The organism is Paenibacillus plantiphilus (genome assembly GCF_927798095.1).
Classification (GTDB): domain Bacteria; phylum Bacillota; class Bacilli; order Paenibacillales; family Paenibacillaceae; genus Paenibacillus_Z; species Paenibacillus_Z plantiphilus.
In genome coordinates this window covers 86,463-113,095 of record NZ_CAKMMF010000004.1, presented here as the reverse complement: position 1 = coordinate 113,095, position 26,633 = coordinate 86,463, and the positions used below count along the sequence as shown (strand labels likewise).

Sequence of the window (26,633 nt, the reverse complement as noted above, 5' to 3'; positions counted from 1 at the left end):
TCATTGCTCGTGAATGGTTCCAATACTGCTCGTGGATTGTTCGAATACTGCTCGTGGATTGTTCGAAAATTGCTTTGACTGGTTCAAGTATCGATCGTGAATCGCACAAGCGTAGCTCAAGCAGCGCATAAGCATCGTTCATGTATGTCACATAGAATCGCTCAAGTATCGCATAAACATCGTTCATATATTTCGCATGAAACGCTCAAGCTGGACATGCTCATTATGCAACTGTACAATGCAATATAGTAGGATGAAATCGAGCTGAATTTAAAGGGGATGTTGATTCATGAACGGTGAAATAACAGCAACGGAATTGGAAACCCGCCTTCGCGAGGGTGAGAAGCTGAGTGTGATTGATGTGCGGGAGCTGGACGAGTGGCAGTCAGGCCATATTGCAGAAGCTCGTCACATTCCGCTATCTGAATTTGTAGAAAGAGTCGGTGAATTAAGCGCGCTGGAGGAGCCTTTCTATATGGTGTGCCGCAGCGGCAACAGAAGCGGCAAGGCATGCGATTATTTATCCGCTCAAGGATATGAGGTCATTAATATGGTTGGCGGTATGCTTAGTTGGCCCGGTGAAGTGGCGACAGGCGACTAGTTTTATGCGGGTGGTGGCAAACTCGTCATGCTAAGGGTAAAAAGCATCTCAGAATCGACTTTTACAATTGAGATTCCCATTGGAATTTTGAGAAGCTCCAGTGCTTTACTGCGAAAATACAGTTCCTGAACCCAAAAATAGCCGGATTTAGCTAAGTTGCTGCAAAACTACATCAAATACTGCCAGCAGATGAGTTATTAACGTTTTCGAGGATCGTATTGCTGCACTTTTGCAGTTAATGGACTTGAATGTATACGTTCTCGTTATTTTTGCAGTATTTTTGCAGTAACGAGGATGTAAGCGACTGTTGAAGCCAGCAGACCTGAGAGTTTGTACAGGATGTTTCACGGATAACTTTATTAGGCAGGGAAAAAGCGAGCTGAGCGACCTTGGGTCGGTAAAGCGTCAAGGCTGTCTCATTAGTAGTAACCTACTATGGGACAGCCTTTATTTGTGCTTGATTTCGTTGATTTAAAAGAGCGCTGCCTCGAAGTGTTGTTCGAAACGAAAGATGGTTTGCTTCATAAGGCCGATCCATACACGTATCTGTACCTGCACACGTATTTATTAATAAACTTCTGCATGCTCTTGTACAGGAATCCAATTAACTTATCATGGATAAACCTGTTCTGCCATATAGTGATTTTAAAGCTATTGCAGACGAGCGAAGGCAAGTTGATGGCAGGAGGGATGAGGGTGGGGGATGTACGGGGTGGTGCGGTTGAGCTTGATCTGCGTATCGGGGGAATGAGCTGTACGGCCTGCGCTGCTAGAATCGAGAGGGCTGTTGGACGGCTTGAAGGTGTGTCCGGCATTTCGGTTCATTATGCAGCAAGGTCGGCAAATATTCGTTATGCGCCGGATGTCGTTACGACTAGCGGCATTGTTGATGCGATCGGCAAGCTTGGCTTTCAAGCTTCGCCCCTCGGAGGGTCTGACAACAGCGCGCATAATGAAATAGGCTCGCTGCTTGCCCGTTTTGTGCTATCTGCGCTGCTGACGCTGCCGCTGTTATGGGCGATGGCTCATCATTATACATGGCTTCGCGGTGTGCCGGTTCCGCTGCTGCTGCAGGAACCGCTGCTGCAATTTGGTTTGGCGGCGATTGTGCAATTTTTTATCGGCAAGCCGTTTTATTTTCGTGCTTATTATGCGCTTCGAGAGAGAAGTGCGAATATGGATGTCCTTATTGCGATTGGCACATCAGCAGCCTTTGGTTACAGCTATTATGCGATGATGGCGGGCATGCCGCTTTATTTTGAAACGTCTGCGGTCGTGATCTCTGCCGTGCTGCTTGGCAAGCTGCTGGAAACTGCCGCATCGGAACGGGTTATGCGTGAGAATGACGGCTATGCCGCCATGCAAGCCCGCGAAGCGGTTGTGGTGCGGAGCGGCAGCCGGCTGCGTGTGCCGCTCCGGCATGTGCACATTGGCGAGCAGATCATCGCAGAGGCGGGATGCCCGATTCCGGCGGATGGATGCATTATTGCAGGTCATGCCTTGATAGACGAATCCTTCTTGTCAGGCGAAAGTATGCCGATTGTAAAAACTGCCGGCGACCGTGTCTTTGCCGGTACTTGCGTACATGGTGATGGGGAGCTGCGAATACGTGTTGAAGCGCTTCAGGGGGACACGCTGCTGAGCCGCATCGCTGCTTTGACACGTCAAGCGCAATCAACCAAATCGTCGATCGGTCGCAAGGTCGACCGGCTTGCCGCGATATTCGTGCCCGTTATGATCGTGCTGTCGCTCAGTACGCTGCTGCTATGGCTAATTGTATTGAAGCCTGGCGATGCAGGTACGGCTGCTGTACATGCCCTGGCTGTGCTGCTTGCCGCCTGTCCTTGCGCGCTTGGGCTGGCAGCGCCGATCTCGCTCGTGCTGGCTTCCGGCAGACTGGCCCGTCGCGGCATTGTGCTAAGAGAAGCAGGCGCTCTGGAACGGCTGGCGCAAATGGATATGATCGTACTCGATAAGACGGGCACATTGACAGAAGGGAAGCCGTCATTAACCGAAATGACGGCTTCTTCCGGCGCGGTTAATGCGCTCCTGCGTGCTGCGGCTGCGGTTGAAGCGGGCTCACAGCATCCGTTCGCAGGAGCTATAATGGAAGCGGCAAGGCTCGCAGGAATTGTAGTTCCGTCAGCTGTGCAGTTTCACTCAAGCCCCGGCATAGGAGTAGAAGCAATTGTTGAAGGCAAACACATCGGTATCGGCAACATCCGATACGGGACTGGACAAGGCTGGGAGCCTGGTCGTGCAGAGCAGCTGTTTGCTGCCCGCAAGGAGTCCGAAGGGGAGACAGTCTTATATCTTGCGATCGATGGGGAATGCCGGGGGGCATTCGCGTTCGCAGATTCGTTAAAGAGATCGTCCAAAGAAGCGGTAGCGGCGCTTCAAGCTGCGGGGGTGTCTGTCCTTCTCGCGACAGGCGACCATTCTGCTGCAGCAGTGCATACAGCCAGAGCAGCTGGCGTTGTTGAAGTATATGATTCCATGCTGCCGGAGCAGAAGGCGGCGCTGGTCCGCAGCCTGCAGAAGAAGGGCCATATGGTTGGAATGGCCGGTGACGGCTGGAATGATGCGCCTGCTCTGGCAGCTGCAGATGTGAGCTTCGCGATGGGCGGCGGTACGGAAGCTGCTCTTCAGGCGGGGCAGCTAACGCTTGTGCGGGCGAGACTTACCGGCATCGTCGAGGCGCTGCTCATTAGCCGGCTGACGCTGCGCAATATTCGTCAGAATTTGGCCTTTGCTTTCCTGTATAACGCGATTATTATTCCGTTCGCAGCGGTCGGAGGGCTGTTGCCTTGGATGGCAGGAACAGCGATGGCGCTCAGCTCGCTATCGGTCGTAGGCAATGCGATCCGTTTGAATGGTCAGCTCAGACGGGCAGTTGAGCGGCGGGAGGCGAGGTAATGGAGGGACCGGAATGGGGATTGATCGCATTAACGGGTCTTTTCAGCGCGCCTCACTGTATTGCCATGTGCGGTGGAATTGTATCTGCCGTTACGCTTCAATCGAAGGCTACTGCTTTGGAATCCATCCTGTACTATAACTTGGGCAGGATTGTGTCTTACAGTGTGCTGGGGGCTGTCATGGGGACTGTAGGCTCATTCGTAGAAATTGCCGGCAAAATAGCAGGGCTGCAGGGGCTCGCCTCTATTATTGGCGGGCTATTCGTGCTGCTGTGGTTATGGCGGCGGTTCCAGCTGCCGTTTCTGCACAGATGGACAGACTTTTTGTACCGCAGCTTGAAGCCTCGGAAGTCGCGGGAAAAGGAGGGGGATGCCATTCATATCGCAGCTACGGGATTGTCATTCGGGTTTCTCCCGTGCGGATTGACTTATGCCATGCAAATGAATGCGGCCGCCTCCGGCTCCGCGTGGGAGGGGGCGGCCATTATGGCGGTATTCGGAGTGGCAACCTTGCCGGCGCTCTTGGTTGTCGCTCTGTTCATCGGGCGCGTCAATAAACGCTGGCGCAAAATAATGCGGCAAGCCGGCACGATAGCGGCTGTGCTTGTGGGCCTGCTTGCCATAATGAGAGGCCTGGCAGCGAATGATATCGTGCCAAGCCTCTCTCCGTGGCTGTGGTAATTAACACAGCGGTTTCTGCACCTCGCGCGCTCCGTTCAAGCAGCTCCCACGGCGCGGCTTCCCTTGTGCGACTCCGCTCACGTGATTCCCCTCGCGCGGCTCCACTCACGCGATTCCGCTCACGCGATTCCACTCACGTGATTCCGCTCACGCGATTCCACTCACGTGATTCCCCTCACGCGACTCCGCTCACGCGATTCCCCTCGCGTGGCTCCACTCACGCGATTCCGCTCACGTGATTCCGCTCACGCGATTCCACTCACGTGATTCCCCTCGCGCGGCTCCACTCACGCGATTCCGCTCACGCGACTCCACTCACGTGATTCCGCTCACGCGATTCCCTCGCGTGGCTCCGCTCGCGGCTCCCCACACGCAGCTGCGCTCATGCGGCTCTCTGCATATGGTGTGACGGCGAGTGATGGCTGCCAACTGGCTTGTTCAAACCGCTGTCCATGTACAGCGCCCGACGCCAGCTAGTGATCCGCCTTCACCTTTCGGCTGAATGTAGTGCTTCCATCAGTCGATTCAGCGGTTACCTTCGCTTCCCACATTCCCGCCATAAGCGGAATTACTTCTCCTTCATACACGCCTGGCGCTACTTCCTTCAAATCAAACGCAGCATCACCGCAAATCATGCCGGGCATAGAGAGAACGACATCGAGCTTGGAATCGCGCACGGGCAGGCCGGCATGGTCTGTCAAGGTGACTGTGAATGCGTTATTTTGCAATATTTTAGCAGGGTAGGTCCCTAGCTTAATTTGCGCATTCATTCCTTCGACCGTCTGTGTGACGACCGCAGGTATTGCTTCAGCCGCTCCAGCCTGGGCACGTATGACGGCAATTACAGCCGCTGCGGCCAATAAAGCCGTCGTGCTCGCGGTAGTCAGCCTTTTTCTGCTATTCATTGAACTTCTCCTCCTGTTCTCAATGACCGTACAAACACGCCAGCGCAACAAAAAACCACTCTCTACAGGTATGCGGTCAGGAAGAACAAAAGACCCGACAATTGCGGATTTTTATGTGGACAATGAGAAAAGGGGATGATATAGTTACACTTGCATAATTGAATAGATGTAGAAACAGGTGTTGAAATAAGGATTTTCCATTCTTATAATGGATCGTTATTTTGGCTTAATAGGGAAGACCGGTGCAATACCGGCACGGACCCGCCACTGTAAGGAGCGTCGATTGGAGTGCTGGCAGCTGAGAGCTGCTTCATCGGTCTATTCGACAAATGCAACAATCGCATGTCACTGAAGCGAAGCTCTTCGGGAAGACGATGGTTGCGGATGCTCCAAGTCAGGAGACCTGCCTGTTTTGGTGAACGCTACCTACGTGGAGTTGGGGAGGTGTTGGAGATTGGCTGATGGAACTCGATTAAGGATTCGGCATTCGCCGAGGAAGCGATTCTATATAAGGCCGTTGTTCTTAGGAACTTGAAGCATTTCTGACATGGTAGTCGGAAGTGCTTTTTTTGCGTTTCAATATTCAGTATAATTAGGAGTGATTGGTAGGGATGAAACAATTGAAGTGGTTGAAAATAGGCATGCTGCTGCTATTGGCGGCTATGCTGCTTGCAACAGCAGCTTGCGGGAACAAAGAGAATGTCAAGGAAGAGCCGAAGACGAATGTTGAAGAACCGACAACGGCGGGAGACGCCAAGTCGGATAATAACGCCAGTGTCCCTACGGGCACGGTATACCCGCTGAAGCTTACGGATGCTACGGGCACAGAGCTTGCTTTCGAGCAAGCGCCTCAGCGAATTGTGACGCTCGTTCCAAGCGAGACGGAAATTGTGTACGCGATCGGCGCAGGTGATGCTGTCGTCGGTGTTGATGATTATTCCAATTATCCAGAGGATGCGGCTGCCAAAACGCGCATCGGCGGCATGGAAGCGAATATTGAAGCCATTGTCGGTCTGAAGCCAGATCTTGTGCTTGCTTCCTCCACCATGAACGCTCCCGTCATCGCGAAGCTTCGTGAATTGAAGCTGAATGTGTATGCGACAGACCCGAAGAGCTATGATGCGGTCATTGAGAAGATCAAGCAGGTCGGCGTTATTATGAATAAATCAGAGCAGGCTGATGAAGTTGCCAAGCATATGCAGGATGTTCGCGCAGAGGTGACTGAAGCGATCAAGGATGCGCCGAAGCCGAAGGTATATCTTGAATTTTCCCCCGGCTACACGGTTGGGAAGGGTGAATTTCTCGATGAGCTGCTGACAATTGCCGGCGGCATCAACATCGCGGATCAGCCAAGCTGGTACCAGATTGATCCTGAGCAGGTCATTAAGACGAATCCAGATGTGATCATCTATGCGTCAATGATCGTGAATGAAGGCGAAGCTAATCCGATTCTGACGGAGATTGAGAGCCGTCCGGGCTGGGATACGATCAACGCCAGAAAAAACAATAAACTGTTCGAGGTGGCACAAGATCCGCTTGTTCGTGTAGGTCCGCGTCTGGCAGACGGTCTGCTAGAGGTTGCGAAGAAGCTGCATCCTGATCTTGTCAAATAAGATGAAACTTAAACTTTTTATGTATGGAGGAGCAGCCTTGCTCCTCCTTGCCGCATCTATTATTATAAGTTTGTCCATTGGATCGTCGGGCTTGCCGCTGAGCGATGTGTGGGGAATTCTTATTCATCAGCTGCCATGGATGGACGGCGGCGAGGGCAAGTGGGACCCCAGCTCTATCGCAATTGTGACGGAGCTAAGATTGTCCCGTGTCCTGCTGGCCGTTCTAGTCGGGGCTTGTTTGTCTCTGGCGGGAGCAGGGTTCCAAGGCGTGCTTCGCAACCCGCTTGCTGATCCATTTACGTTAGGCGTCGCTTCCGGCTGTTCAGTCGGAGCGGCTTTTCTCATTCTATTCGGCTTTCAGACGGTTATCGGAATATGGTCTGTGCCGGTAGTCGCTTTTGTGACGGGAATCGGTGCGCTGGTCATCGTATTTGCGCTCGCACGAGCTCGCGGTGTCATGAATATCGAGACGCTGATCCTCTCGGGCGTCATTGTGCAAGCTTTTCTCGGCGCATTCGTAACCTTCATGGTCTCATTGTCACAGGGAGTCGTGAATGAGATTATGTTCTGGCTGCTGGGCAGCCTGAGCGCTCGCGGCTGGGATCATGCGGGGGTTGTGCTGCCGTTCCTCCTGGTCGGCTTTCCGATCTTGCTGCGGTATGCGCAGCCGCTTAATCTATTCGTCTTCGGTGAACGCCATGCGGCGCATATGGGCATTCATGTCGAGCGCACGAAGCTGATCGTCCTTATAACGGCAACATTGCTGACAGCTGTAGCGGTTTCTATCTCCGGCGTTGTCGGGTTTGTCGGACTCGTTGTTCCGCATATGCTCCGGCTAATGGTCGGTCCGGATTATCGCCTGCTCATTCCATTGTCGGCCATTGGCGGGGGCATCTATCTGCTGTGGGCCGATACGCTTGCGAGAATGGCGCTTAGTCCAAAGGAAATATCGTTAGGCGTCATAACAGCTCTAATTGGCGCTCCATTCTTCGCATACTTGCTCTATCGGCGCAAGGTGCTGCAGGGAGGTTCGCCATCATGATCGAGGCGCAGAGTGTAGTTAAGAAAATCGGAGACAGAACGATTCTGAAGGAGATCAGCTTCTCTATGGAAGAGGGGCGAATGTATGGGATCATTGGGCCGAACGGCGTTGGCAAATCAACGCTCATCCGACTATTGTCAGGTGTCGATTCGCCAACCTCAGGCGAGGTAACGCTGGAAGGGAAATCTGCTGGCGCTTATGGCCGCAAAGAGCTGGCCAAATGGCTGGCAGTGCTGCAGCAGGGCGGGCTGGGCGCGACAGGATTTACGGTAAGGGAAGTTATTATGATGGGCCGATTTCCGTTTCAAAACTGGTTAGGCGAGGAGAAACGGAATGTTGACGCGCTTATTGATGATGCTCTGGCTGCGATGGGGCTGTCGGAGCTGCAGGATCGCCGCATCGACGAGCTTAGCGGCGGGGAGAGGCAGCGGGTCGCGCTTGCCAAGGTTATGGTGCAGGAGCCGAAGCTGCTGCTGCTTGATGAGCCGACGACCTATCTGGATATCGGCTATCAGGTTCAGCTGCTGGATACCGTCAAGAGCTGGCAGCGGGAGAAGAGCATGACTGTCGTAGCGGTACTGCATGATTTGAATCTGGCTGCGCATTATTGTGACGAGCTGCTCGTCTTGCATGAGGGCCGTGTGGATGCATTTGGTCCACCGGCAAAGGTCGTTGTGCCGGAGCTGATCCAGCGTGTATTCGGAGCGAGAGCTGTTGTTCTGCCGCATCCAGCAACGGGAGTGCCGCAGCTCTTGCTGCAGCCCGGTCAACCTGCTGATAGTTATTATATTTGATTCATATAGGAAGAGAATTGAAGAAGAGAGAAGGCGAAGGCTGTATGAGCGAAGGGACGCTGGAAACGATCATTGCCGCAATTGGACCGTTGAATGAAAGCGCGGTTGAGGCTGCGGAGCAGCACTTGAACAGTCTGACGAAGCCGCCGGGAAGTCTGGGCAAGCTGGAGGAAATTGCGCGGCAGATCGCTGGCATTACGGGCGAAATAAGTGCGGATTTGTCCAAACGCGCCGTTATCGTGATGGCGGGCGATCATGGCGTATGCGAGGAAGGTGTCAGCGCCTTTCCTGCTGAGGTTACGCCGCAGATGGTGTTGAATTTTCTGGCGGGCGGAGCGGCTGTCAATGTGCTGGCGAGAGGAGCAGGCGCTGAAGTGTTTTGTGTAGATATCGGCGTGAATGCTGATCTCAGCCACGAAGGTCTCATTCAGTGCAAGGTGCGCAAAGGGACGGCAAATATGACCCGTGAAGCAGCAATGACGCGTGAAGAGGCAGTCGCTGCGATTGCAGCCGGGGCGGCAATTGTGAAGGATTTGGCGTCAAAGGGCTATCGGATGTTCGCAACTGGCGAGATGGGCATCGGCAATACAACGGCGAGCGCCGCCCTGTGCGCAGTATTGGCAGAGATGCGGGTCCAGGATGCCGTCGGATTGGGAACGGGTATCAATGAGGAACGGCGCCAGCATAAAATAGATGTTGTAGAGCGGGCTATTGCACTTCATTCGCCGGACAGGCGTGATCCCATTGATGCGTTGGCAAAGGTAGGCGGCCTGGAGATCGCCGGACTTGTCGGCGTCATTCTCGGCGCGGCTGCGGAACGCTGTCCGGTTGTGGTGGACGGGTTCATTTCTTCGGCTGCTGCACTGGTTGCATCGGCATTATCGCCGCAATCAGCGGCCTTTATGCTGGGCTCGCATTTGTCCCATGAGCAAGGACATCGTCAGCTGCTGGACGTCATCGGTCTATCGCCGATTATCCATCTTGATATGCGGCTCGGCGAGGGAACAGGCGCGGTGCTTTGTTTCCCTATTATCGACGCCGCGCTTCGCATCATGCGCGAGATGGCAACCTTCGAAAGCGCTGGCATCTCGCGCGGATAGCAAGGAATGAAAGCAATCATGAGAATCCGATTCCGTGGGATTTTTTTCAGGAGGCTCGACAATGAAAGTATTTGTTACGGGCGGGGCGCGAAGCGGGAAAAGCGATTTCGCTGAACGGTATGCGATGCGCAGCGCTGCAAGCGGGATCTATATCGCTACATCGCAGAGCTGGGATGATGAGATGGCAACTCGGATCAAGCAGCATAAGGAGCTGCGGGAGGCTTCCGGCTTTCCTTGGCGTACGATAGAGGAGCCGCTTGAGCTGGCTGCAGCGCTTCGGCAGTTGGATCAGGAGGGGGCGACAGCTTCTGAACGTCCTGTTGTGCTGGTAGATTGCTTGACATTGTGGCTGACGAACTGGCTGCTGCGTCTTGAGCCGATGGCCGAGGAAGGGGACCATTCGGCAGTCCCCAGCACGCTGAATTTAAAGGATGTTATCGACGATTTAGTTGATGCTGTCGCAAGCTGCAGCAGTCCGCTCCTGCTGGTGTCCAATGAGGTTGGGAGCGGCATCGTGCCTGCTTATCCCCTTGGCCGCAGGTTCCGTGATGAGGCCGGCAGGCTGAATCGGCAGCTGGCGGCCGTTTGCACGGAAGCCTATCTTGTCGTTGCCGGTTTCCCGCTGGATCTGAAGGCGCATGCATTCCGCCTGGAGGACGTATGATCTTCTATTCATTATCTGAGACGCTGCTGCTGATTGCAGCAGCAATCCTCGTCGATTGGATCATAGGCGATCCGAAATGGCCGACACATCCCGTCATTTATATAGGCAAATTCATCAGCAGAATGGAAGCGCTGCTTCGTCCGGAGGGACGGACGCTGCAAGCGGATCAGCTCAAGCGGCGGGGAATCGTCCTTGCGCTGACAACGATGGCGGCAGCCTTCACTGTCATTTGGGGCATGACGTGGCTGGCGAATTACATACATTTATGGCTCGGGTATGCGGTTTCGATATGGTTTATCGCTTCTACGATCGCTGTCACTGGCCTGAAGGATGCGGCGATGCTCGTCTATCGTCCGCTTGCTGCCGGCAATTTGGCTGACGCAAGACGCTACACGTCTTATATTGTAAGCAGAGATACGTCGGAGATAAATGAAAGAGATGCGGCGCGGGCAGCGATAGAAACGGTAGCGGAAAATATCGTGGATGCGTTTATTTCGCCGCTTGTATTCGCGCTCATCGGCGGAGCGCCGCTTGCCATGCTGTATCGAGCGGGCAATACGCTGGATTCCATGGTGGGCTACCGCAATGAACGCTATGTTCATTTCGGCTGGGCATCCGCAAGATTGGATGATGGGCTGAATTACGTTCCAGCACGGATTAGTGGAGTACTGCTTGCTCTGTCTGCGCTAGTCACACCCGGACTGTCGGGAGGAAGGGCGATTAGAGCGATTGTCCAGTTTGCCCGCCGCCATCCGAGTCCGAACAGCGGCATTCCGGAATCGGCTGCTGCAGGAGCCATCGGAATTGAGCTGGGCGGAATCAATTATTATTTCGGTCAAGCCAGCGAGCGCGCCCGTTTGGGGTGGCCGTTAAGGGAGCTTGTCCCGCAAGACATTATTAGAATGATCAAGCTTCTATATTTGACCAGCTTGCTGCTGTTTGCGGGGGTGCTTGCCGTATGGCTATTCGTTCATTAATGCAGCAGCTTCAGGCTGTTGGCTGTGCCTTTCAATTTATGACCAGAGTGCCAGTGCCGGTTGCGATACCGTTCACACCTGACGTTCTGGCGCGAAGCGTCATTTATTACCCGCTTGTAGGAGCGGTCATCGGCGGCTTGCTGAGCGGTGCGGGATGGTTGCTTGCCCCGGTTGTTCCTCCTATGCCTGCGGCAGTGCTTCTGCTGACGCTTTGGATTGGATTAAGCGGAGCTCTTCATCTGGACGGTCTAATGGATACCGCAGATGGCGTGCTCAGTCATCGTTCACGAGAGCGCATGCTTGATATTATGAAGGACAGCCGCGTCGGCGCGATGGGGGTTATGGCAGCTGTACTGCTGCTACTTTTCAAATTTGCAATGCTGGCAGAGCTGCAGGATGGAGGCAGTTGGATGGCGGCTGCGCCTCTGATTGCTTCCACCTGCATATTCAGCAGAATGGGGATTGTGGCAGCTATTAAAATATGGCCGTTCGCAAGACCGGGGGAAGGACTTGCCTCCATGTTCGCTGGTTTGAGGATGCGGCATTTCATCGGTGCGCTGTTGCTGCATATCGCAATTGTTATGGGCGGCTACGCCTTGTTCGGCATATCTTTATCCAAGCTGCTGCTAATCATCTTTATTCAAACCGCTATAACACTTATTGTTGGACTCATCGTTAATGTATGGCTAACCCGCAAGCTGGGCGGGCTAACTGGCGACACTTATGGAGCACTGAATGAATTATTGGAAGCTGTCCTGCTGCTGGCCGTTCTCTGGCTGCTGCCATTGCTTCATTAGAGCGATTGTCTCATGGACAGGATGATAATAAAAAGGAGCGCAACATGATGCTGGAACGATTCGGTCACGGTGGTGATTTATTAACTGCACAGGAGCTTTTTGGTCATGGGGCTGATCATTTTATCGATTTCAGCGCTAATATGAATCCTTTCGGACCGCCGACTTGCGTAGCCGATCTTCTGGGCCGCTATATGGATGTGATCCGTCATTATCCTGATCCTGCTGTAAGAGCGCTGCGTAGCAAGCTGGCGCTGCATCATGGGGTGAGTGATTCCAGCATTCTAGTCGGCAACGGAGCGGCAGAGCTGATCGACCTTGTATTCCGGCTGCTTCATCCCACGCATACTGTCCTTGCCCAGCCATGTTTTGTTGAGTATGGCGATGCCGCAGTGAAGAGCGGGAGCAGCATACGCGCCATTGAATTGCAGGCGGAGCAAGAGTTTCGGCTAACGAAGCAATTGGTGCGTGACAAGCTGGCATTGCTTCGTGAAGAGGGGGTCGAGAGCGGAGAAGCCATTTGGTTCTTCGGATCGCCCAATAATCCGACAGGCAAGCTCATTGATCCATCGCTCGTGCATGATCTGCTGCTTGAAGGGGAGCGGGTCGTTGTGGATGAGGCGTTTATGGATTTTGTGCCGGAAGAGCATACATATAGTCTGGCGAAGGCTGCAGCCGATCATGAGAGGCTGCTCGTTATTCGTTCTATGACGAAATTTTATGCGATACCCGGCATTCGGCTCGGTTATGTCATCGGATCGCCGGAGATGATTGCGAGGCTGCAGTATTTCCAAATCCCTTGGAGCGTGAATTCGCTTGCGCAAGGGATCGGTGAAGCGGTGCTGGAAGATCAAGAATACGCCGCTTCAACGCTGCGGTTTGTAGCGGAGGAGCGCTGCTGGCTCAGCGGTCAGCTGTTGGCAATTGGACTGACGGTGCATGAGAGCGCCGCTAACTATTTGCTCGTATCGATTCCGCCCGGCAGGGGCTGGACGGCAGGCCTGCTGCAGCGGGCGCTGGGCTCACGCGGCATTCTGATACGCGACGCTTCACGGTTCGAGGGGCTGGACAATTGTTACTGCCGGATAGCTGTCCGGCTGCGCGAGGATAATGCGGCGCTGCTGCAGGCGTTAACAAGCTTGCTGGGGTCCGATTGCGCTGCAGAGGGGAAGGCATAGGATGAGCAAAATAACGCAACGGATAGCTCGAACGATTATGGTGCAGGGGACCGCCTCTGATGTTGGCAAAAGCATTCTGACGGCTGCTCTTTGCCGTATTTTGACCGAGGACGGCTTTCGGGTCGCTCCCTTCAAGTCGCAGAATATGTCGCTCAATTCGTATGTGACATGGGACGGCAAGGAGATTGGCCGTGCGCAGGGGCTGCAAGCGGATGCGTGCGGCATTTTGGCGACGACAGACATGAATCCGATTTTGCTGAAGCCGAAGAAGGATATGGTGTCTCAGGTTGTCGTGCATGGCAAGCCTCTGGGCGATTTCGCAGCGCGCGTCTATAGGGAGCAGGTGCTTGGAGAAGCGGCAGTCATTGTTCAGGAGGCGCTTGCCAGGCTGCGCGCTTCCTTTGATATTGTCGTGCTTGAAGGGGCAGGAAGTCCGGTTGAGATTAATTTAAAGAGCCGTGATATTGTGAATATGAATGCGGCCGCTTGGGCGGATGCTCCTGTCGTACTCGTTGCGGACATTGATCGCGGCGGGATGTTTGCATCGATCGTGGGGACAATGGAGCTGCTGGAGCCGCATGAGCGGGACCGGGTATGCGGTTTCATCGTCAACAAGTTCCGCGGTGATGTGACGCTGCTGAAGCCCGGTCTGGATTGGCTGGAGGAAAGAACCGGCAAACCAGTGCTTGGCGTTGTCCCTTACTTGGCGAATTTGGGCCTTGAGGATGAGGATTCGCTTTCGCTGGATGCTTCTATTGCAAGCGAGGCTGCTGGATATGGGCCTGTTGAAGGTGCAGGGCACGAAGGGCATGAGGGGACGCTGCTGGATATCGTCGTCCTGCGGCTGCCGCATATTTCCAACTTTACTGATGTTGATCCGCTTCGTTTCGAGCCCGATGTGAGATGCCGTTTCGTAACAAATGCAGAGCAATGGGGCAAGCCGGATGCGGTCATTATTCCCGGCAGCAAAAATGCTGTCGATGATCTGCGCTATTTGCAGTCCAGCGGTCTTGCCAGCTGTCTGGAACGCCATGTGCGCGAGGGCGGGCACACGGTCGGCATTTGCGGCGGCTATGAAATGATGGGTGCTCGCCTCCTTGATCCGCTTCATGCCGAATCCGATCAGGACGAGACGAAAGGCTTCGGATGGTTCCCGTTCGAGGTCACTTTCGCCGCAGAGAAACGAACGGAGCGTATTATAGGAACCGCGAAGCTGCCAGGCTTGGCAGAAGCCTATGCAGTCGAAGGGTACGAGATCCATATGGGCGAGGTGGTATGGATCGATCATCTGATTGGGGACGGAGCGAGTGAGCTGCCGGTGGCAGCAGATGATTTGATAGCGGATGCGGACGGAGCCAGGGAGCTGCCGGTAGGAGCAGATGATCCGGTGGCGGATGCGGAAGGAGCGAGGGGGCTGCACGTGGGAGCAGATGATCCGGCTGCGAATGCGGATGAAGCGAGTGAGCTGCTCGTGGCAACAGAGCGCCCCTTTACTTTGCGCAATGCGCGTGATGAGAATGGCGGGCTTGCTGCGGAGTCCGCAGCATCTACTCCTTATCAGGAAGGCTGCGTCTCGGCTGATGGACGGGTCTGGGGGACATTCATGCATGGCGTTCTTCATAATGATGATTTGCGCAGAGGCTGGCTTAATCGCCTTCGCAGGGATCGCGGATGGGAGGAAGCGACTGCCGGCGTCCGGGTTCAAGAGCGCCGCGAGCAGGCGTTCCAGCGACTTGCCGACCATGTTCGCCAGCATGTGAATATCAGCTTCTTGAAACAGGTAATCGATGTGGAGGGACGGGAATCATGACACAGCCCTTTCGCAGAGGAGCGTTGCTATACGAATCTTCCATTTGGCAGGGATTGAAAGTACAATATGCAGAGGACCGGATTGTTGCGCGTTTAGACCAGCCGCTGCAGACGGTCAGCAGTGCGGTTTATGGAGGTGGCTTGAGCACGGCTGACGGCTTCGTCAACTGGAAGGTTCCGCTTCACTACAACTGCAGCGATCCTGTCGGTGATGTCGGCCGCATGCTTGAGCAGTGGAACTTGTCCACTTCTGCTACGGTAGGGCTGCTGACTGCAGCGAAGCTGACACATGCCTCTATAGCGGAATCCGAGGGAGATTGCTTTACCGTGTTCTGCATGGCGACTTCCGGGACTGGCAATGCTGCGAGATCGGGAATGATCCGCGAGGTTTTTCCTGCTTACAGCCCAGGGACTATCAATATCATATTGTTCATAGACGGGCGAATGACTCCATCAGCAATGGTCAATGCCGTCATTACTGCTACAGAGGCTAAGACGGCGGCTTTGCTGGATATAGGTATTAAAGATCATGCCAACGGCCGTGGCGCAACAGGTACGACAACGGACGCTGTCGTCATCGGCGCGAGCCAGTCGGAACGGTACGGAGCGCTGCATGCGTATGCCGGAGCAGCCACTACAATCGGCAATTTGATTGGCCGCGTTGTTTATGAGACTGTGTACGAATCGACAAGCACGCAAGGGGAGTTATAAAAAGCGGCGAAGCATTTTTTATTACGTGCCTGCTTCGTACGACAAGGGATGAAGATATGATGCAATTACCGATTGATGATATTTTGCCTCAACTGCTCGACACGCTATCCGCGCATTGCAATGCCGTTCTGGTCGCCTCCCCAGGAGCGGGCAAGACGACGCGTGTTCCCCTTGCGCTGCTGGGATCGGGGTGGTTGAAGAATCAGCGGATTATTATGCTGGAGCCAAGACGGCTGGCGGCCCGTTCCGCCGCGCGCTTCATGGCTGCTTCCCTGGGCGAGCAGGTCGGTGAAACGGTCGGCTACCGTGTGCGAATGGATACGAGGGTTGGACCGGGCACGGTGATAGAAGTGGTTACAGAAGGTGTATTGACCCGCATGCTGCAAAGCGATCCGGCGCTTGAAGGTGTTGGTATCGTTATTTTTGATGAATTTCATGAACGGCACTTGCATTCTGATCTGGGGCTGGCGCTCTGCTTGCAGACGCAGGCGGTGCTTCGAGAGGATTTGCGGCTGCTGGTCATGTCGGCAACGCTGGCTGCGGAACCGGTGGCTGCTCTTCTGGGCGATGCGCCTGTAATCGTCAGTGAAGGAAGAGCCTTCCCTGTCGAGACGATCTATGCGGAGGGAAGGGCGGCAGGACGGCTGGAAGACGCGGCGGCACGGACAGTTATGGAAGCGATTAGCCGCGACGAGGGCGATGTGCTTGTCTTCCTGCCCGGAGCTGGCGAGATTCGCCGGTTGGAGGGTGTGCTTAAAGGCGCGCTATCTTCGCAAGGCGAGGGGGTGCGCGTTGTTCCGCTTTATGGCAGCTTGTCTGCGGAAGCGCAGGATTCTGCGGTCGCTGCATCCCCACAGGGTGAGCGCAAAATTGTTCTCGCCACTTCTATTGCGGAATCCAGCATTACTGTTCGAGGTGTTCGGATTGTTGTAGATTGCGGCCTCAGCCGAGTACCGCGATTCTCGCCGCGAACAGGCATGACACGACTGGAGACGGTTCCGGTATCTGTGGCGTCCGCAGATCAGAGGCGAGGCCGCGCAGGAAGGGAAGCGCCGGGCATCTGCTACCGCCTATGGACGGAAGCAGACCATCGGCAGCTGCAGCCGGAGAGCGATCCCGAGCTGCTAGGCTCGGATTTGGCTCCGCTTGCTCTGGAGCTGGCGATCTGGGGGATCGCTGATCCGGCGGAGCTGGCGTGGCTCACTGCTCCGCCAGCGGGCGCCTTTGCGCAAGCCTGCCAGCTGCTCCGCTCGCTGGATGCGCTGGCTGCGGATGGCAAGCCGACGCCTCATGGCGCGGCGATGGCGGCGCTTGGCATGCATCCGAGGCTTGCCCATATGGTGCTGGCCGGGGATGGTTTGGGTTTTGGCGCCGCCTCCTGTCATTTGGCGGCGCTGCTTAGCGATCGCGACCCGCTGCGCAGCAGCCGCAGCATCGATATGCGGCTGCGGCTTGAGGCGCTGCATGGCGGCGCGCCGGGAGCGGGGCTGGATGAGGCGACAGGCAGGCGAATAGCTGCCGAAGCGCGGGAGTGGATGCGTGCGGCCGGGATTCGGCCGCACGCGGGCGCGGAGCGGGATGCCGAGTGCTGCGGCATCCTGCTTGCGCAGGCCTATCCCGACCGCATCGCGCAGCGGCGCGGTGACGGGAGGTTCCTGCTTCGCAGCGGTCGCGGCGCGATTGTGCCGGAGCTCCAGCCGTTATCATCCGCGCCGTACCTGGTCGTCGCGGATATTGAGGATGCGGGAGCGGACAGCCGCATTATGCTGGCTGCGCCGATTACGCTTGCAGAGATCGAGCGCTATTGTGCAGGGCAACTGGAATGGGAATCCCATATAAGCTGGGATCGCTCGGCCCTGTCCGTACGCGCACGGCGCAAATTGCTCCTTGGCTCCCTCGTCCTCAAGGAAGGTCCATTGAGCGACGCTGATCCTGAGCGGATTATGGAAGCGCTCATGGGTGGCATCGCGGAACAGGGATTGGATATTTTGCCGTGGACGCGGCAATCCCGGCAGCTTTTGGAGCGTATAAGACTTATGCACGTCCACAATCCGGACAACTGGCCGGATCTAACGGAGGCGACGCTTCTTGCCACGATGAAGGATTGGCTCGCTCCTTATATAGGCGGCATGAGAAACGCCAGCGATCTTGGACGGCTGAATATGACCGACATCATTGCAAGCGGGCTGACCTGGCAATCCCGGCAGCAGCTTGATGAAGAGGTGCCCACGCATCTCACGGTTCCTAGCGGCTCCCGGATCGCTATTGATTATAGCGATCCAACAGCCCCTGTACTTGCTGTTCGACTGCAGGAGCTGTTCGGCTGGCAGCAGACGCCGCATATCGCAGGGGGCAAGCTGCCTATTACCATTCATTTGCTCTCTCCTGCTCATCGTCCGGTTCAGGTAACCAAGGATTTGGCGAGCTTCTGGCAGCAGGCTTATTTTGAAGTGAAGAAGGATTTAAAGGGACGTTATCCCAAACATTATTGGCCGGACAATCCGCTGGAAGCGATGCCGACCAATCGCGCAAAGCCGCGAGGCTAAAGTTGTCGATCGCCGTCATGCAACGCGTCATGCAACGCCGCACCGCGTGCTGGGAGCTGCGCGCGGTGCGATAAATTCAACCTCATGGAAGGAGTGATTATGTGAATAATGGCCTATTCATGATCATTGCGAGCTACTTGCTCGTAATCAATATCATACTCTTTCTCATGATGAGAACCGATAAATTGCGGGCAAAACGCCGAGGTGGCAGCCGGCAGCGCATACCAGAGAGACGGCTGCTTGGATTGAGCGCACTCGGAGGCGCGCTAGGAGCATGGCTGGCTCTCCGGCTTCTGCACCATAAGACGAAGCATGCTGCATTCGCGATCGGACTGCCACTCATGCTGCTGCTTCACATCGGCGTGCTGTATGTGCTATATCGTTACTTGCAATAAGCAAGCTGACGCTGACAATAATCAGGATATTGAAAATTCAACCCAAGCATTCGCTGTAAGACGGAAATATCGCGCTACAGCACGGAAAAGTGGAGTGAATTGCGCTGTAAGCTTGAAAAAACCTCTTACAGATGACAAGGTGTCGCCAAATCCCCTTTGGTTTTAGCTGTAAGACGGAAATATCGCGCTACAGCACGGAAGAGTGGAGTGAATTGCGCTGTAAGCTTGAAAAAACCTCTTACAGATGACAAGATGTCGTTGTCGCAAAGCCCCCTTCGGCTATCGCCGTAAGACGGAAATAGAGACTTTGGATTAACACGATATAAAAAGGCTTCACTGAATATACAGGTATATAATAAGTCCAATTGGAATAGTAACGCGATATACGCGGGATTTTCGAGATGCAAGCGATGGCTGATGCAACCCTCGCCGAGAAATGTCCCCGTGGATTTTCTCAACAATTTGATTGTTGTAGGAACAGACTGTTGCCGGGACCGTTGACAAGATGCTTGTGAAATTGGACAATATTTGTAATTTTATAGTTGCCATTGACGGTGCTGATATGCTATATTTGTCATTCGTGCTGGGGAACCAGCATGCGTATATGATGCAAATATAAATCAAATAACCCGACTAAGCCGCATGAGAATGCGGCTTTCGCTGGCTGTTGCATAACTTTGTCCTGCCAGTGAAAGCCGCCGAAAGACATGCGTGTGCAGTCGCAGAGGGAGGTAACTGACATGACGGTTCAAAGTGCCTTTCAACAGGAAGAGAAGCGGATGGACGACGTGCTTCAGCATATTGGCAACCAGCTTGGCGCTATAGGTCCGCGATACACGGGTGATGACTTCACCGAGCAGATGCTGGATCTGCAGCGCGAGCAGCGCAAACAGCGATTGGAGGTCGCTTTGCGAGAGCCGTATTTTGGTCGGCTCGATTTCCAAGAGTCTGCACAGGCAGCGCCGAGCCCGCTTTACATCGGCAAAGCCGGAGTTGCGCATGAAGCAACGAATGAGCTGCTGGTCATCGATTGGCGCGCCCCTGCCGCCAGTCTGTATTATGCCTTTAGCGGCGGAGAGGCCCCGGTTGCATATGATTCGCCGGAGGGCGAAATTGAGGGGATCGTACATCTGAAGCGCAATCTGATGGTTCGGCAGAGCAAGCTCGAACGGATCGTGGACAGCTATGTGCGCGGTCAAGCGGATGAGACGGTAACCGATGAATTTCTGCTGTATCGGCTCGGAGAGAGCAAGGACAACAAGCTTCGCGATATTGTGTCCACGATTCAGCAGGAGCAGGATCTCATTATTAGAATGGACAAGAACAAAGCGGTGTTCATTCAAGGTGTGGCGGGCAGCGGCAAAACAACGGTAGCGCTGCATCGTCTCGCTTTTTTGCTCTACAGGTACGCGGGCCGCATTCGCGCTGACCGGATGGTCATTTTTGCCCCGAACCGAATGTTTCTGGATTATATATCCGGCGTTCTGCCAGAGCTTGGCGTAGGTGATATTATCGGGACAACCTATACGGAGTGGGCGCTGGATCAGCTTCAGCATACGGTTAAACTGGATGAGACATTCGATGCGATGGACTACTGGTTCGAGCAGTCCCGCACAGCTGCGGAGCTTGAGCATGCGTCCGGCCGTTTGAAAGGGAGCCCATCCTTCAAGCAAGCCATTGATGGCAAGCTTGCCGATATGGAAGACAAGCTGCTGCCAGCCGCTTCCCTGGAGCTAATGGATGGTTTCGTTCTGCAGCCTTCGATGATGAAAGAATGGCTTGCAGTTGACCTCAAGGATGAGCCGATTATGCGGCGGCGGGAACGTCTGGTCAGTCGAATCAAACGATGGTTTGAATCAGAATGGAAAGCGCGGCGCTATACGGATTCGAAGCTGAAAAGCAAAGCGAATGCCAAGGTGAGCGCATACAGCAAGAAAATTGCCGCATTCACCGCGCCACAGCTTTATACAGCCGTTCTCCAGGATGCCGATGCAGCACAATCGCTGCCAGCAAAGGATCGCGCAGCCACGATAAAGCGGTTGAAATCCGGACTCGTTCAGTCTGAGGATCTAGCGGCGCTCGTTTATATTCACCTTCGGTTAAATGGTTCTGAGCACCCGATGTACGATCATATCGTCATCGATGAAGCGCAGGATTATTCGCCGCTTCAGCTCGAATCGCTTAAGCTCCGTCAAAGCCAGCCGTCGATGACGGTTCTTGGCGATTTGCAGCAGGGTATTCACGGCTATGCGGGTATTCACAGCTGGAAGGAATTAACGGACTTATTCCCAGCTGAGGACAACGGCTATTTCGAGCTGGATCGCAGCTATCGGTCGACAATGGAAATTATCGATTTTGCCAATGTAGTGTTAGGCAGTATGGGAGCAGGCGTTAAGCCAGCAGTTCCAGTGTTCAGAAGCGGCGAGCCTGTTGAAGTGGAAGCGGCTGACACTGAGGAGGAACGGCTCAAGCAAGCTGTCGATACGGTGCGCAATTGGCAGCGGGAAGGAACCTATAAGACGATTGCTGTACTCGGTCGGACTGCGAACGCCTGCGCAATTCTTGCACAACGGCTGGCCCAGGAGGGAATCGAAGCCTCGCTGGTGGAGCGCAAACAGCCTGCATACGGAGGTGGGCTTACTGTGGTCCCTGTGTATCTGGCTAAAGGTCTTGAGTTCGACGCGGTTCTGATCGCTGATGCCGATGCTGCCAGCTACAGCATCTATGATGCGAAGCTGCTGTATGTTGGCTGTACGAGGGCGCTTCACAAGCTGGCTCTTCTCCACTGCGGACCGTTGACAGCACTGCTATAGAAGCTGAACGATATTCAGCTCGAATCCCCTTGCCACTGCTCATTCTGAACGATAGACAGCGCAAATTTACTCGCTACTGCTCGTTCTGAACGATAGACAGCGCAAATTTACTCGCCACTGTTCATTCTGAATGATAGGCAGCGCAAATTTACTCGCTATTGCCATTTCGAACGGTTTTGTCATATCGATTCCTATACATTTCCGCCTCCGAATCTCGTTCGGGGCGGAATTTTTTTTGCCATTAGTGAGAAGAATTTCCGGCTCGCGCCGTCTATAGTATAGCTGGAGCAATGGGGGAGAGGGAGATGGAGAACCTGTCACTAATACAGGATCGAGCATTAATAGAAGACATTCTAAATGGGCAAAAGGATAAATTCGCTCTCCTTATGCATAAATACAGCGCGAACATTTATGGTGTTCTATGCGGAATGGGATCGGGGGAGCAGGATGCGCAGGATCTGACTCAGGAAACCTTTATCCAAGCCTACAGGAAGCTTGCGCATCACCAGCGTGACCGAAGCTTTGCCGCCTGGCTTTACCGGATTGCAGTTAATTTATTGAAGGAAAGGGGCAGGCGGAAGAACGTCAGACAAAAGATTGCCAATGGTCAGCTTATGGATAGCGAGCGTATGGATGGCGATACACCCGAGAAGCATTATTTGCGCAAGGAAAGGCAGGCGGAGCTCAATCAGCTAATTGGTCAATTGCCCGACGATTATCGTCTCGTTCTGCTGCTGCGGTATACGAATGAGCTAAGCTATGAGGAAATTGGCGAAATTACCGGCCTGCCGCCTAACAAAGTGCGCAATTGCCTCTATCGGGCCAAGCAGGGGCTTAAGAAAAGAATGGAAGCGGAAGGAGGGGGAGGCATTGAAATGCTACAATCGTGATCAGATCGAAGCGCTCATCGTCAATCGAGATACAGGCAGCCTGTCATCCCATATTGACAATTGTCCAAGCTGCGGTGCGCTTTACGAGGCTGCTCTGAAGGAGCAGCTCAGATGGCACGAAACTCTTTTCCCAGGCAAGCTGCCGGACGCCTTCGATACCACAGTGATGGCTGCATTGGAGAGTCATACGATTGATCCATTTAGCGAAGGCGGCGGGAAGGGACAAGGAGAGACGGATTCCCGTTGCAGACGCGGAATGTCAGGCAAATGGCTAATTATTGCCGCAGCTTCTTTTGTCATACTTGGCGGCTCTCTGCTGTATGCGCGCCCTACCATCGCTGATCTGATACGATCCCTGCTCACGGCTGACGGCAGTACGGATATAGGCATCATCGAATCGAATCAACTCGGCATTGTTCAGAACCCGGGCATTAAGGTTGAAGACAAGGGCTATACGCTGGAAATTAATGAGGTTGTAGCAGATGGAGCGCGTATTGTGATGGGCGTGAAGCTGACGGACCCACAGGGGCGCCCGATCAGAGATAAGCTGGATTGGAACAAGCTCAAAATAATGAACGCGAACGGGACGGAGATTGCAGCGATGAGCTCGCGGGGCGGAGCCACCAACTTTGACAATTTGGAATTCGCCTATACAACGATGGATGAGACGGATCGTATTTTTGTGGAAGGCAATTTTGACCGAATCGGCAGCAAGTTCGATGGCAAGCCGTTTGTCTATGGTGATTGGGGCTTTCGCTTCGAGCTGGATATGACGGAGATTAACAAGCTGAAGCTGGTCAATGCACTTCATGAGCAATATACGTCGCCAAATGGTCTTACGATCGAAATGAAAGGACTCATACGGACTCCCGGCGCGGTGCAGCTTCAATTGGTGACTTCTCTGAATGCGGAGGCGGCGGAGCGTTCACCGAGCGACCTTGCTGAGAAATTGCAGCTGATGTTTCGTTTTGAGGATGAGAATGGGGAAGAAATCTCCAGTGTGAATAGTCTCAAAGTCCCGCATAAGGAAAGTTTGATTTCCATGTCTCATTATACGGATAAGCAGACTGGTCGAACGCAATGGAATTATTTCTTTAAATATTTGCCATATGATCGCCAGAAGGTTACCTTCGTACTGGAGGGGTATTCTATTCCGGAGAAAAGCGGAGCTTCGGTTACATTCCGTCCCGCCGACCTTCAACTGGAGCCGCTTGTATTTGTGGATCAAGGCGATGCACTGACCATTTCGGAAATGAAGATCGGCAAGGGCTTCGATTCTAACTCCGCCATCGTGGGTTTAATTCATATTAAAGGTAAATTTAGAAATTCATACGTAGAAGATGAGTGGAGCCTGCGGGACGAGAACGGACGAGAATATCCGCTGTCCATGAGGGGCGGAATTACGAGAGGTGAGGTCACAGACATTAAGGGCGATCCTGGCTTTATTGCAGATGGCATGACTGCATTACCCAGTGAAGTCACACTAGTTCGGCAAATAATCGATAAGCGATACTTCGATGTGAACTGGTCCTTTGAACTGCCCAGAGGGGAGCAATTTCAAGGGATTAAAGAGGTTGACCCATCCGATTATGGATATTAAAGCTTCGCAGGCGCTGCGAAGGGACGTTTACTTCGGTGCAACATAAGTTATTGGATTGGCGGCAGCATAACTTAAGACAAGCTTGAGCGAAAATAGCTGCTTTGCCGGCTGCCATATGTTTTAATCTCATGCTTTGGCTGTTAATAAAGGGAGACCCAGGTGTCAGTGATGACCCAGAGTCTCCCTTTATCATTGTCGGCTGAATGAAGCGGCTTGCGCGAAATAATTTGAGTCCAAATCTGAATGACCTGCGTACAACGAAGTGAAGCATACAAAAATAGAACCGTAGACGATAGAGAGGGAGCTGGAATATATATGGAAAATAATGAAAATCGAGGCGGTCCAGATAACCAAGGCAGCCAGGACCTTACCGATAGAGAGAGTGATAGGGATACTACGATTGTTCAGGATGAGCACGCTCCAGGCGAAGGGGGCGATGTTGCAGCATGGATACCGCCGGAGAGCAAGGATGAGCTGGAAGCAGCCCGGCTGGTCATCGAGAAGTGGGAACGGGAGCAGAAGGATCTGTGGTTTTGGGAGAAGCTCGGCAGGCTGCCATTCATGCTGCTGGACAAGCTGACGCCGCGCGTTCTGCAGCAGAAAATCGGTCAGGCGGTCGATGAAATTGGCAGCTATATGCAGACAGGCGGACAATATTTGATCTCGGAGGGCGCTGTTCTTCGCAAGCTGGGAACCGAATCGATGGATACGGCAGCTCGGCTGCCTATTGCAGCTATGAACAAAGCTGCAGATGATTACGCGCAAAGCAATGCAAATTTGGCGACACTGCAAGGGGCGACAACGGGATTCGGCGGAATATTTACGCTCGCGATTGATATTCCTGCCGTGCTCGGTCTCTCCTTAAAGGTGATACAAGAGGTAGCGATCAGTTATGGCTATAATCCGAAGCTGAAGGAGGAGCGCGTGTTCGTTATCAAATGCCTGCAGTTCGCCTCTTCCGACATCGTCGGGAAGAAAGCGATACTTGAGCAGCTCTCCTTGTTCGGCAAGCCGGATACGCAGGGCCAGATGGCTTCCCAGCTTCAAGGCTGGCGTGAGGTTGTGGCAACGTATCGAGATAATTTTGGCTGGAAGAAGCTGTTCCAGCTCATCCCTGTTGCCGGCATGCTGTTCGGCGCATTTATAAATCGTGGCACGTTGAAGGATGCAGCGGAGGCAGCGACGATGCTGTATCGTAAACGGCGGGTTATGGAACGGCTCGTTCTATTGGAGGAACAGGCATAGCGCCGGTCGCCGGATGAACGGTAAATATGCTATGCTAATGATTCCGGCTACGATCGGACAAGGGCTGGCTGTATAAGCGAGAGGAAGGCTCCTTGTTCGGGCTGCGAGCTGCAACTCATTTTCCAAGTAGTGAAGGGGAAGTCAACAGATGGATTTTATTGTGCATCATTTGTCTTTTTTTGTTATACAAGGTGATGGATCAGATGGAGCAGGCAAGGCGTTCAAGCATTTTCAAACATTGGATGGGTCTGAATATGCGGAGAGCGAGCTCAAATCGTTCCTTGATGGCGAATTTCAACGGATATGCAAGCGGAAGGCGGAGCGCCATCCCAGCACGGAGGCTGCGCCGACGAAGATCGGTCGGTTTATTGTAGAGCCGGGCTATGAGCTGGACAGCAACCCTAATTATAATTTGCTCCAACGGCTGCGTCAGGCAGATACGAACAATGAGTTTCATGATTTTGCGGATGAATTGGTACGATTGTATATGGATGCAGCGGCGGTTCGCGGCGGAGCATTCATTATTGTGAAGGCAACACCGAATAAGCATACGGACGAGCCGCTGCTGTTCATGCTGAAATGTGATTTCGAGCCGAAAATTGCCCGTATCGCCGATGAGAAGAAGCTGATCTCACATGTGGAGATGGCCATTAGCGCACGGAATATGAAGTCGATTCAATACCCGTTCATGCCGGAGGAAGGGATGCTGGAGCCTTGGGAGCTCAAAATCCATCAGGCTTCCCATGCCCGATACTTCGAGGATTTCCTGCGATTCGTCAGCTATGAGAAGGCGATGCCGGAGCTAATGACAGAGCAAGTGCTGACGATGGTTCATGAATATATGGAGGACAAGTGGCAGGGACAGGAAGGCGAGGAGCGAGAGCAGGAGGCAGGCCGTTATGAAGTATGGGCTGCCAGTGAGAAGCGGGAGCTGCAGGAGCAATGGTCTCCGGAGCAGGTTGCTGCGGCTGCGGAGCGGTTAATTGTGCATCAGCCTGATCTAAGCGTTGCGTTCAAGCTGGACAGCGTATCGGTCAAAGGGCCGCTGTCAGAGTTCGGACAGTCCATTCATTTTGCCGTATATAATGGCCGGTACGTGGCGCTGATTGAAGGAGACGCCTTTCAATTCGACCGCAGCATGTCGCCGGTTGAGCTGCTGCAGCCGCCGGATTTGCTGGAGGTGCTGGAGCTGGTCGGCCGCAAGAAGAAGGAGCCAGCGGCGGATTCCAACGCTGATGAGCCGCCATTCTGAGCTGCCTGTCAGCCTGTCGCAGCGATGAACGGAGTCAATATAGAGTATAGGCAGCAATAGAGAAAGCGCACGCTCTAAAGGCGATCCAAGGATCGTTTTAGAACGTGC

General features: G+C 53.9%; 21 protein-coding genes and 1 riboswitch. Of the genes, 20 read left to right on the top strand and 1 reads right to left on the bottom strand.

The window, feature by feature from the left end; all coding sequences use genetic code 11:
* Positions 1-289: 289 nt before the first annotated feature.
* From L6H65_RS04415 to L6H65_RS04405, 3 genes are all read left to right on the top strand, one after another.
* A complete protein-coding gene (locus L6H65_RS04415) occupies positions 290-601 on the top strand; it encodes a rhodanese-like domain-containing protein (RefSeq protein WP_236339237.1) in 312 nt (103 codons plus the stop codon).
* Positions 602-1,297: 696 nt separating this feature from the next.
* The gene (locus L6H65_RS04410; RefSeq protein WP_236339236.1) at positions 1,298-3,517 is read left to right on the top strand and encodes a heavy metal translocating P-type ATPase; all 2,220 of its coding nucleotides are present in this window, start codon (positions 1,298-1,300) and stop codon (positions 3,515-3,517) included.
* Positions 3,517-4,197 (top strand): sulfite exporter TauE/SafE family protein, encoded by a 681-nt coding sequence (locus tag L6H65_RS04405; protein WP_236339234.1) that lies wholly within the window; start codon positions 3,517-3,519, stop codon positions 4,195-4,197. The genes L6H65_RS04410 and L6H65_RS04405 overlap by 1 nt, the downstream gene beginning before the upstream one ends.
* Before the next feature lie 473 nt (positions 4,198-4,670).
* On the opposite strand, the gene L6H65_RS04400 is transcribed toward L6H65_RS04405, so the two are convergent.
* Positions 4,671-5,102 carry a FixH family protein gene (locus L6H65_RS04400; RefSeq protein ID WP_236339232.1) on the bottom strand — a complete coding sequence of 144 codons (432 nt, stop codon included), beginning with the start codon at positions 5,100-5,102 and terminating at the stop codon, positions 4,671-4,673.
* A gap of 193 nt (positions 5,103-5,295) precedes the next feature.
* Positions 5,296-5,527, top strand: a riboswitch (cobalamin riboswitch).
* A gap of 186 nt (positions 5,528-5,713) precedes the next feature.
* Between L6H65_RS04400 and L6H65_RS04395 the strand changes: the two genes are divergently transcribed.
* The 17 genes from L6H65_RS04395 to L6H65_RS04315 all read left to right on the top strand — a co-directional run bounded on the left by L6H65_RS04395 (position 5,714) and on the right by L6H65_RS04315 (position 26,525).
* Positions 5,714-6,715 (top strand): ABC transporter substrate-binding protein, encoded by a 1,002-nt coding sequence (locus tag L6H65_RS04395; RefSeq protein ID WP_236339231.1) that lies wholly within the window; start codon positions 5,714-5,716, stop codon positions 6,713-6,715.
* Between the two features lies 1 nt (position 6,716).
* On the top strand, positions 6,717-7,757 hold the full coding sequence (locus L6H65_RS04390; protein ID WP_236339229.1) for a FecCD family ABC transporter permease: 1,041 nt from the start codon (positions 6,717-6,719) through the stop codon (positions 7,755-7,757).
* On the top strand, positions 7,754-8,551 hold the full coding sequence (locus L6H65_RS04385) for a heme ABC transporter ATP-binding protein (protein ID WP_236339228.1): 798 nt from the start codon (positions 7,754-7,756) through the stop codon (positions 8,549-8,551). Before L6H65_RS04390 ends, L6H65_RS04385 begins: the two co-directional genes overlap by 4 nt.
* 44 nt (positions 8,552-8,595) lie before the next feature.
* Positions 8,596-9,651, top strand: coding sequence for a nicotinate-nucleotide--dimethylbenzimidazole phosphoribosyltransferase (cobT, locus tag L6H65_RS04380; protein ID WP_236339227.1), 1,056 nt, complete (start codon positions 8,596-8,598; stop codon positions 9,649-9,651).
* A 61-nt stretch (positions 9,652-9,712) separates the two neighbouring features.
* Positions 9,713-10,315: a bifunctional adenosylcobinamide kinase/adenosylcobinamide-phosphate guanylyltransferase gene (gene cobU, locus L6H65_RS04375; protein ID WP_236339226.1), complete on the top strand. Its 603-nt coding sequence runs from the start codon at positions 9,713-9,715 to the stop codon at positions 10,313-10,315.
* Positions 10,312-11,292, top strand: a complete 981-nt coding sequence (cbiB, locus tag L6H65_RS04370) for an adenosylcobinamide-phosphate synthase CbiB (protein ID WP_236339225.1) — start codon at positions 10,312-10,314, stop codon at positions 11,290-11,292. Before cobU ends, cbiB begins: the two co-directional genes overlap by 4 nt.
* On the top strand, positions 11,274-12,089 hold the full coding sequence (cobS, locus tag L6H65_RS04365) for an adenosylcobinamide-GDP ribazoletransferase (protein ID WP_236339224.1): 816 nt from the start codon (positions 11,274-11,276) through the stop codon (positions 12,087-12,089). Before cbiB ends, cobS begins: the two co-directional genes overlap by 19 nt.
* A 44-nt stretch (positions 12,090-12,133) precedes the next feature.
* Positions 12,134-13,264 carry a threonine-phosphate decarboxylase CobD gene (cobD, locus tag L6H65_RS04360; RefSeq protein WP_307728301.1) on the top strand — a complete coding sequence of 377 codons (1,131 nt, stop codon included), beginning with the start codon at positions 12,134-12,136 and terminating at the stop codon, positions 13,262-13,264.
* A 1-nt stretch (position 13,265) separates the two neighbouring features.
* The gene (locus tag L6H65_RS04355; protein ID WP_236339223.1) at positions 13,266-15,074 is read left to right on the top strand and encodes a cobyric acid synthase; all 1,809 of its coding nucleotides are present in this window, start codon (positions 13,266-13,268) and stop codon (positions 15,072-15,074) included.
* Entirely contained in the window at positions 15,071-15,784 is a 714-nt protein-coding gene (locus L6H65_RS04350) for an adenosylcobinamide amidohydrolase (RefSeq protein ID WP_236339221.1), read from the top strand. The genes L6H65_RS04355 and L6H65_RS04350 overlap by 4 nt, the downstream gene beginning before the upstream one ends.
* Before the next feature lie 56 nt (positions 15,785-15,840).
* Positions 15,841-18,330: an ATP-dependent helicase HrpB gene (gene hrpB, locus L6H65_RS04345; protein WP_236339220.1), complete on the top strand. Its 2,490-nt coding sequence runs from the start codon at positions 15,841-15,843 to the stop codon at positions 18,328-18,330.
* Positions 18,331-18,431: 101 nt separating this feature from the next.
* Positions 18,432-18,725, top strand: a complete 294-nt coding sequence (locus L6H65_RS04340; protein ID WP_236339218.1) for a DUF1294 domain-containing protein — start codon at positions 18,432-18,434, stop codon at positions 18,723-18,725.
* A gap of 740 nt (positions 18,726-19,465) precedes the next feature.
* On the top strand, positions 19,466-21,538 hold the full coding sequence (locus tag L6H65_RS04335; protein ID WP_236339216.1) for a HelD family protein: 2,073 nt from the start codon (positions 19,466-19,468) through the stop codon (positions 21,536-21,538).
* A gap of 305 nt (positions 21,539-21,843) precedes the next feature.
* Positions 21,844-22,428, top strand: a complete 585-nt coding sequence (locus tag L6H65_RS04330) for an RNA polymerase sigma factor (RefSeq protein ID WP_236339214.1) — start codon at positions 21,844-21,846, stop codon at positions 22,426-22,428.
* Positions 22,409-24,028 (top strand): DUF4179 domain-containing protein, encoded by a 1,620-nt coding sequence (locus tag L6H65_RS04325; RefSeq protein WP_236339212.1) that lies wholly within the window; start codon positions 22,409-22,411, stop codon positions 24,026-24,028. The genes L6H65_RS04330 and L6H65_RS04325 overlap by 20 nt, the downstream gene beginning before the upstream one ends.
* Before the next feature lie 315 nt (positions 24,029-24,343).
* Positions 24,344-25,273, top strand: coding sequence for an EcsC family protein (locus tag L6H65_RS04320; protein WP_236339211.1), 930 nt, complete (start codon positions 24,344-24,346; stop codon positions 25,271-25,273).
* 148 nt (positions 25,274-25,421) lie between these two features.
* Positions 25,422-26,525 (top strand): DUF3900 domain-containing protein, encoded by a 1,104-nt coding sequence (locus L6H65_RS04315; RefSeq protein WP_236339210.1) that lies wholly within the window; start codon positions 25,422-25,424, stop codon positions 26,523-26,525.
* Positions 26,526-26,633: the final 108 nt, after the last annotated feature.

What these genes read in the sequence shown, in the direction of transcription:
- L6H65_RS04415 (WP_236339237.1), top strand. Translation starts at nt 290, where the DNA reads ATGAACGGTGAAATAACAGCAACGGAATTGGAAACCCGCCTTCGCGAG.
- L6H65_RS04405 (WP_236339234.1), top strand. Translation starts at nt 3,517, where the DNA reads ATGGAGGGACCGGAATGGGGATTGATCGCATTAACGGGTCTTTTCAGC.
- L6H65_RS04400 (WP_236339232.1), bottom strand. Translation starts at nt 5,102, where the DNA reads ATGAATAGCAGAAAAAGGCTGACTACCGCGAGCACGACGGCTTTATTG.
- L6H65_RS04395 (WP_236339231.1), top strand. Translation starts at nt 5,714, where the DNA reads ATGAAACAATTGAAGTGGTTGAAAATAGGCATGCTGCTGCTATTGGCG.
- L6H65_RS04390 (WP_236339229.1), top strand. Translation starts at nt 6,717, where the DNA reads ATGAAACTTAAACTTTTTATGTATGGAGGAGCAGCCTTGCTCCTCCTT.
- L6H65_RS04385 (WP_236339228.1), top strand. Translation starts at nt 7,754, where the DNA reads ATGATCGAGGCGCAGAGTGTAGTTAAGAAAATCGGAGACAGAACGATT.
- cobT (WP_236339227.1), top strand. Translation starts at nt 8,596, where the DNA reads ATGAGCGAAGGGACGCTGGAAACGATCATTGCCGCAATTGGACCGTTG.
- cobU (WP_236339226.1), top strand. Translation starts at nt 9,713, where the DNA reads ATGAAAGTATTTGTTACGGGCGGGGCGCGAAGCGGGAAAAGCGATTTC.
- cbiB (WP_236339225.1), top strand. Translation starts at nt 10,312, where the DNA reads ATGATCTTCTATTCATTATCTGAGACGCTGCTGCTGATTGCAGCAGCA.
- cobS (WP_236339224.1), top strand. Translation starts at nt 11,274, where the DNA reads ATGGCTATTCGTTCATTAATGCAGCAGCTTCAGGCTGTTGGCTGTGCC.
- cobD (WP_307728301.1), top strand. Translation starts at nt 12,134, where the DNA reads ATGATGCTGGAACGATTCGGTCACGGTGGTGATTTATTAACTGCACAG.
- L6H65_RS04355 (WP_236339223.1), top strand. Translation starts at nt 13,266, where the DNA reads ATGAGCAAAATAACGCAACGGATAGCTCGAACGATTATGGTGCAGGGG.
- L6H65_RS04350 (WP_236339221.1), top strand. Translation starts at nt 15,071, where the DNA reads ATGACACAGCCCTTTCGCAGAGGAGCGTTGCTATACGAATCTTCCATT.
- hrpB (WP_236339220.1), top strand. Translation starts at nt 15,841, where the DNA reads ATGATGCAATTACCGATTGATGATATTTTGCCTCAACTGCTCGACACG.
- L6H65_RS04335 (WP_236339216.1), top strand. Translation starts at nt 19,466, where the DNA reads ATGACGGTTCAAAGTGCCTTTCAACAGGAAGAGAAGCGGATGGACGAC.
- L6H65_RS04330 (WP_236339214.1), top strand. Translation starts at nt 21,844, where the DNA reads ATGGAGAACCTGTCACTAATACAGGATCGAGCATTAATAGAAGACATT.
- L6H65_RS04320 (WP_236339211.1), top strand. Translation starts at nt 24,344, where the DNA reads ATGGAAAATAATGAAAATCGAGGCGGTCCAGATAACCAAGGCAGCCAG.
- L6H65_RS04315 (WP_236339210.1), top strand. Translation starts at nt 25,422, where the DNA reads ATGGATTTTATTGTGCATCATTTGTCTTTTTTTGTTATACAAGGTGAT.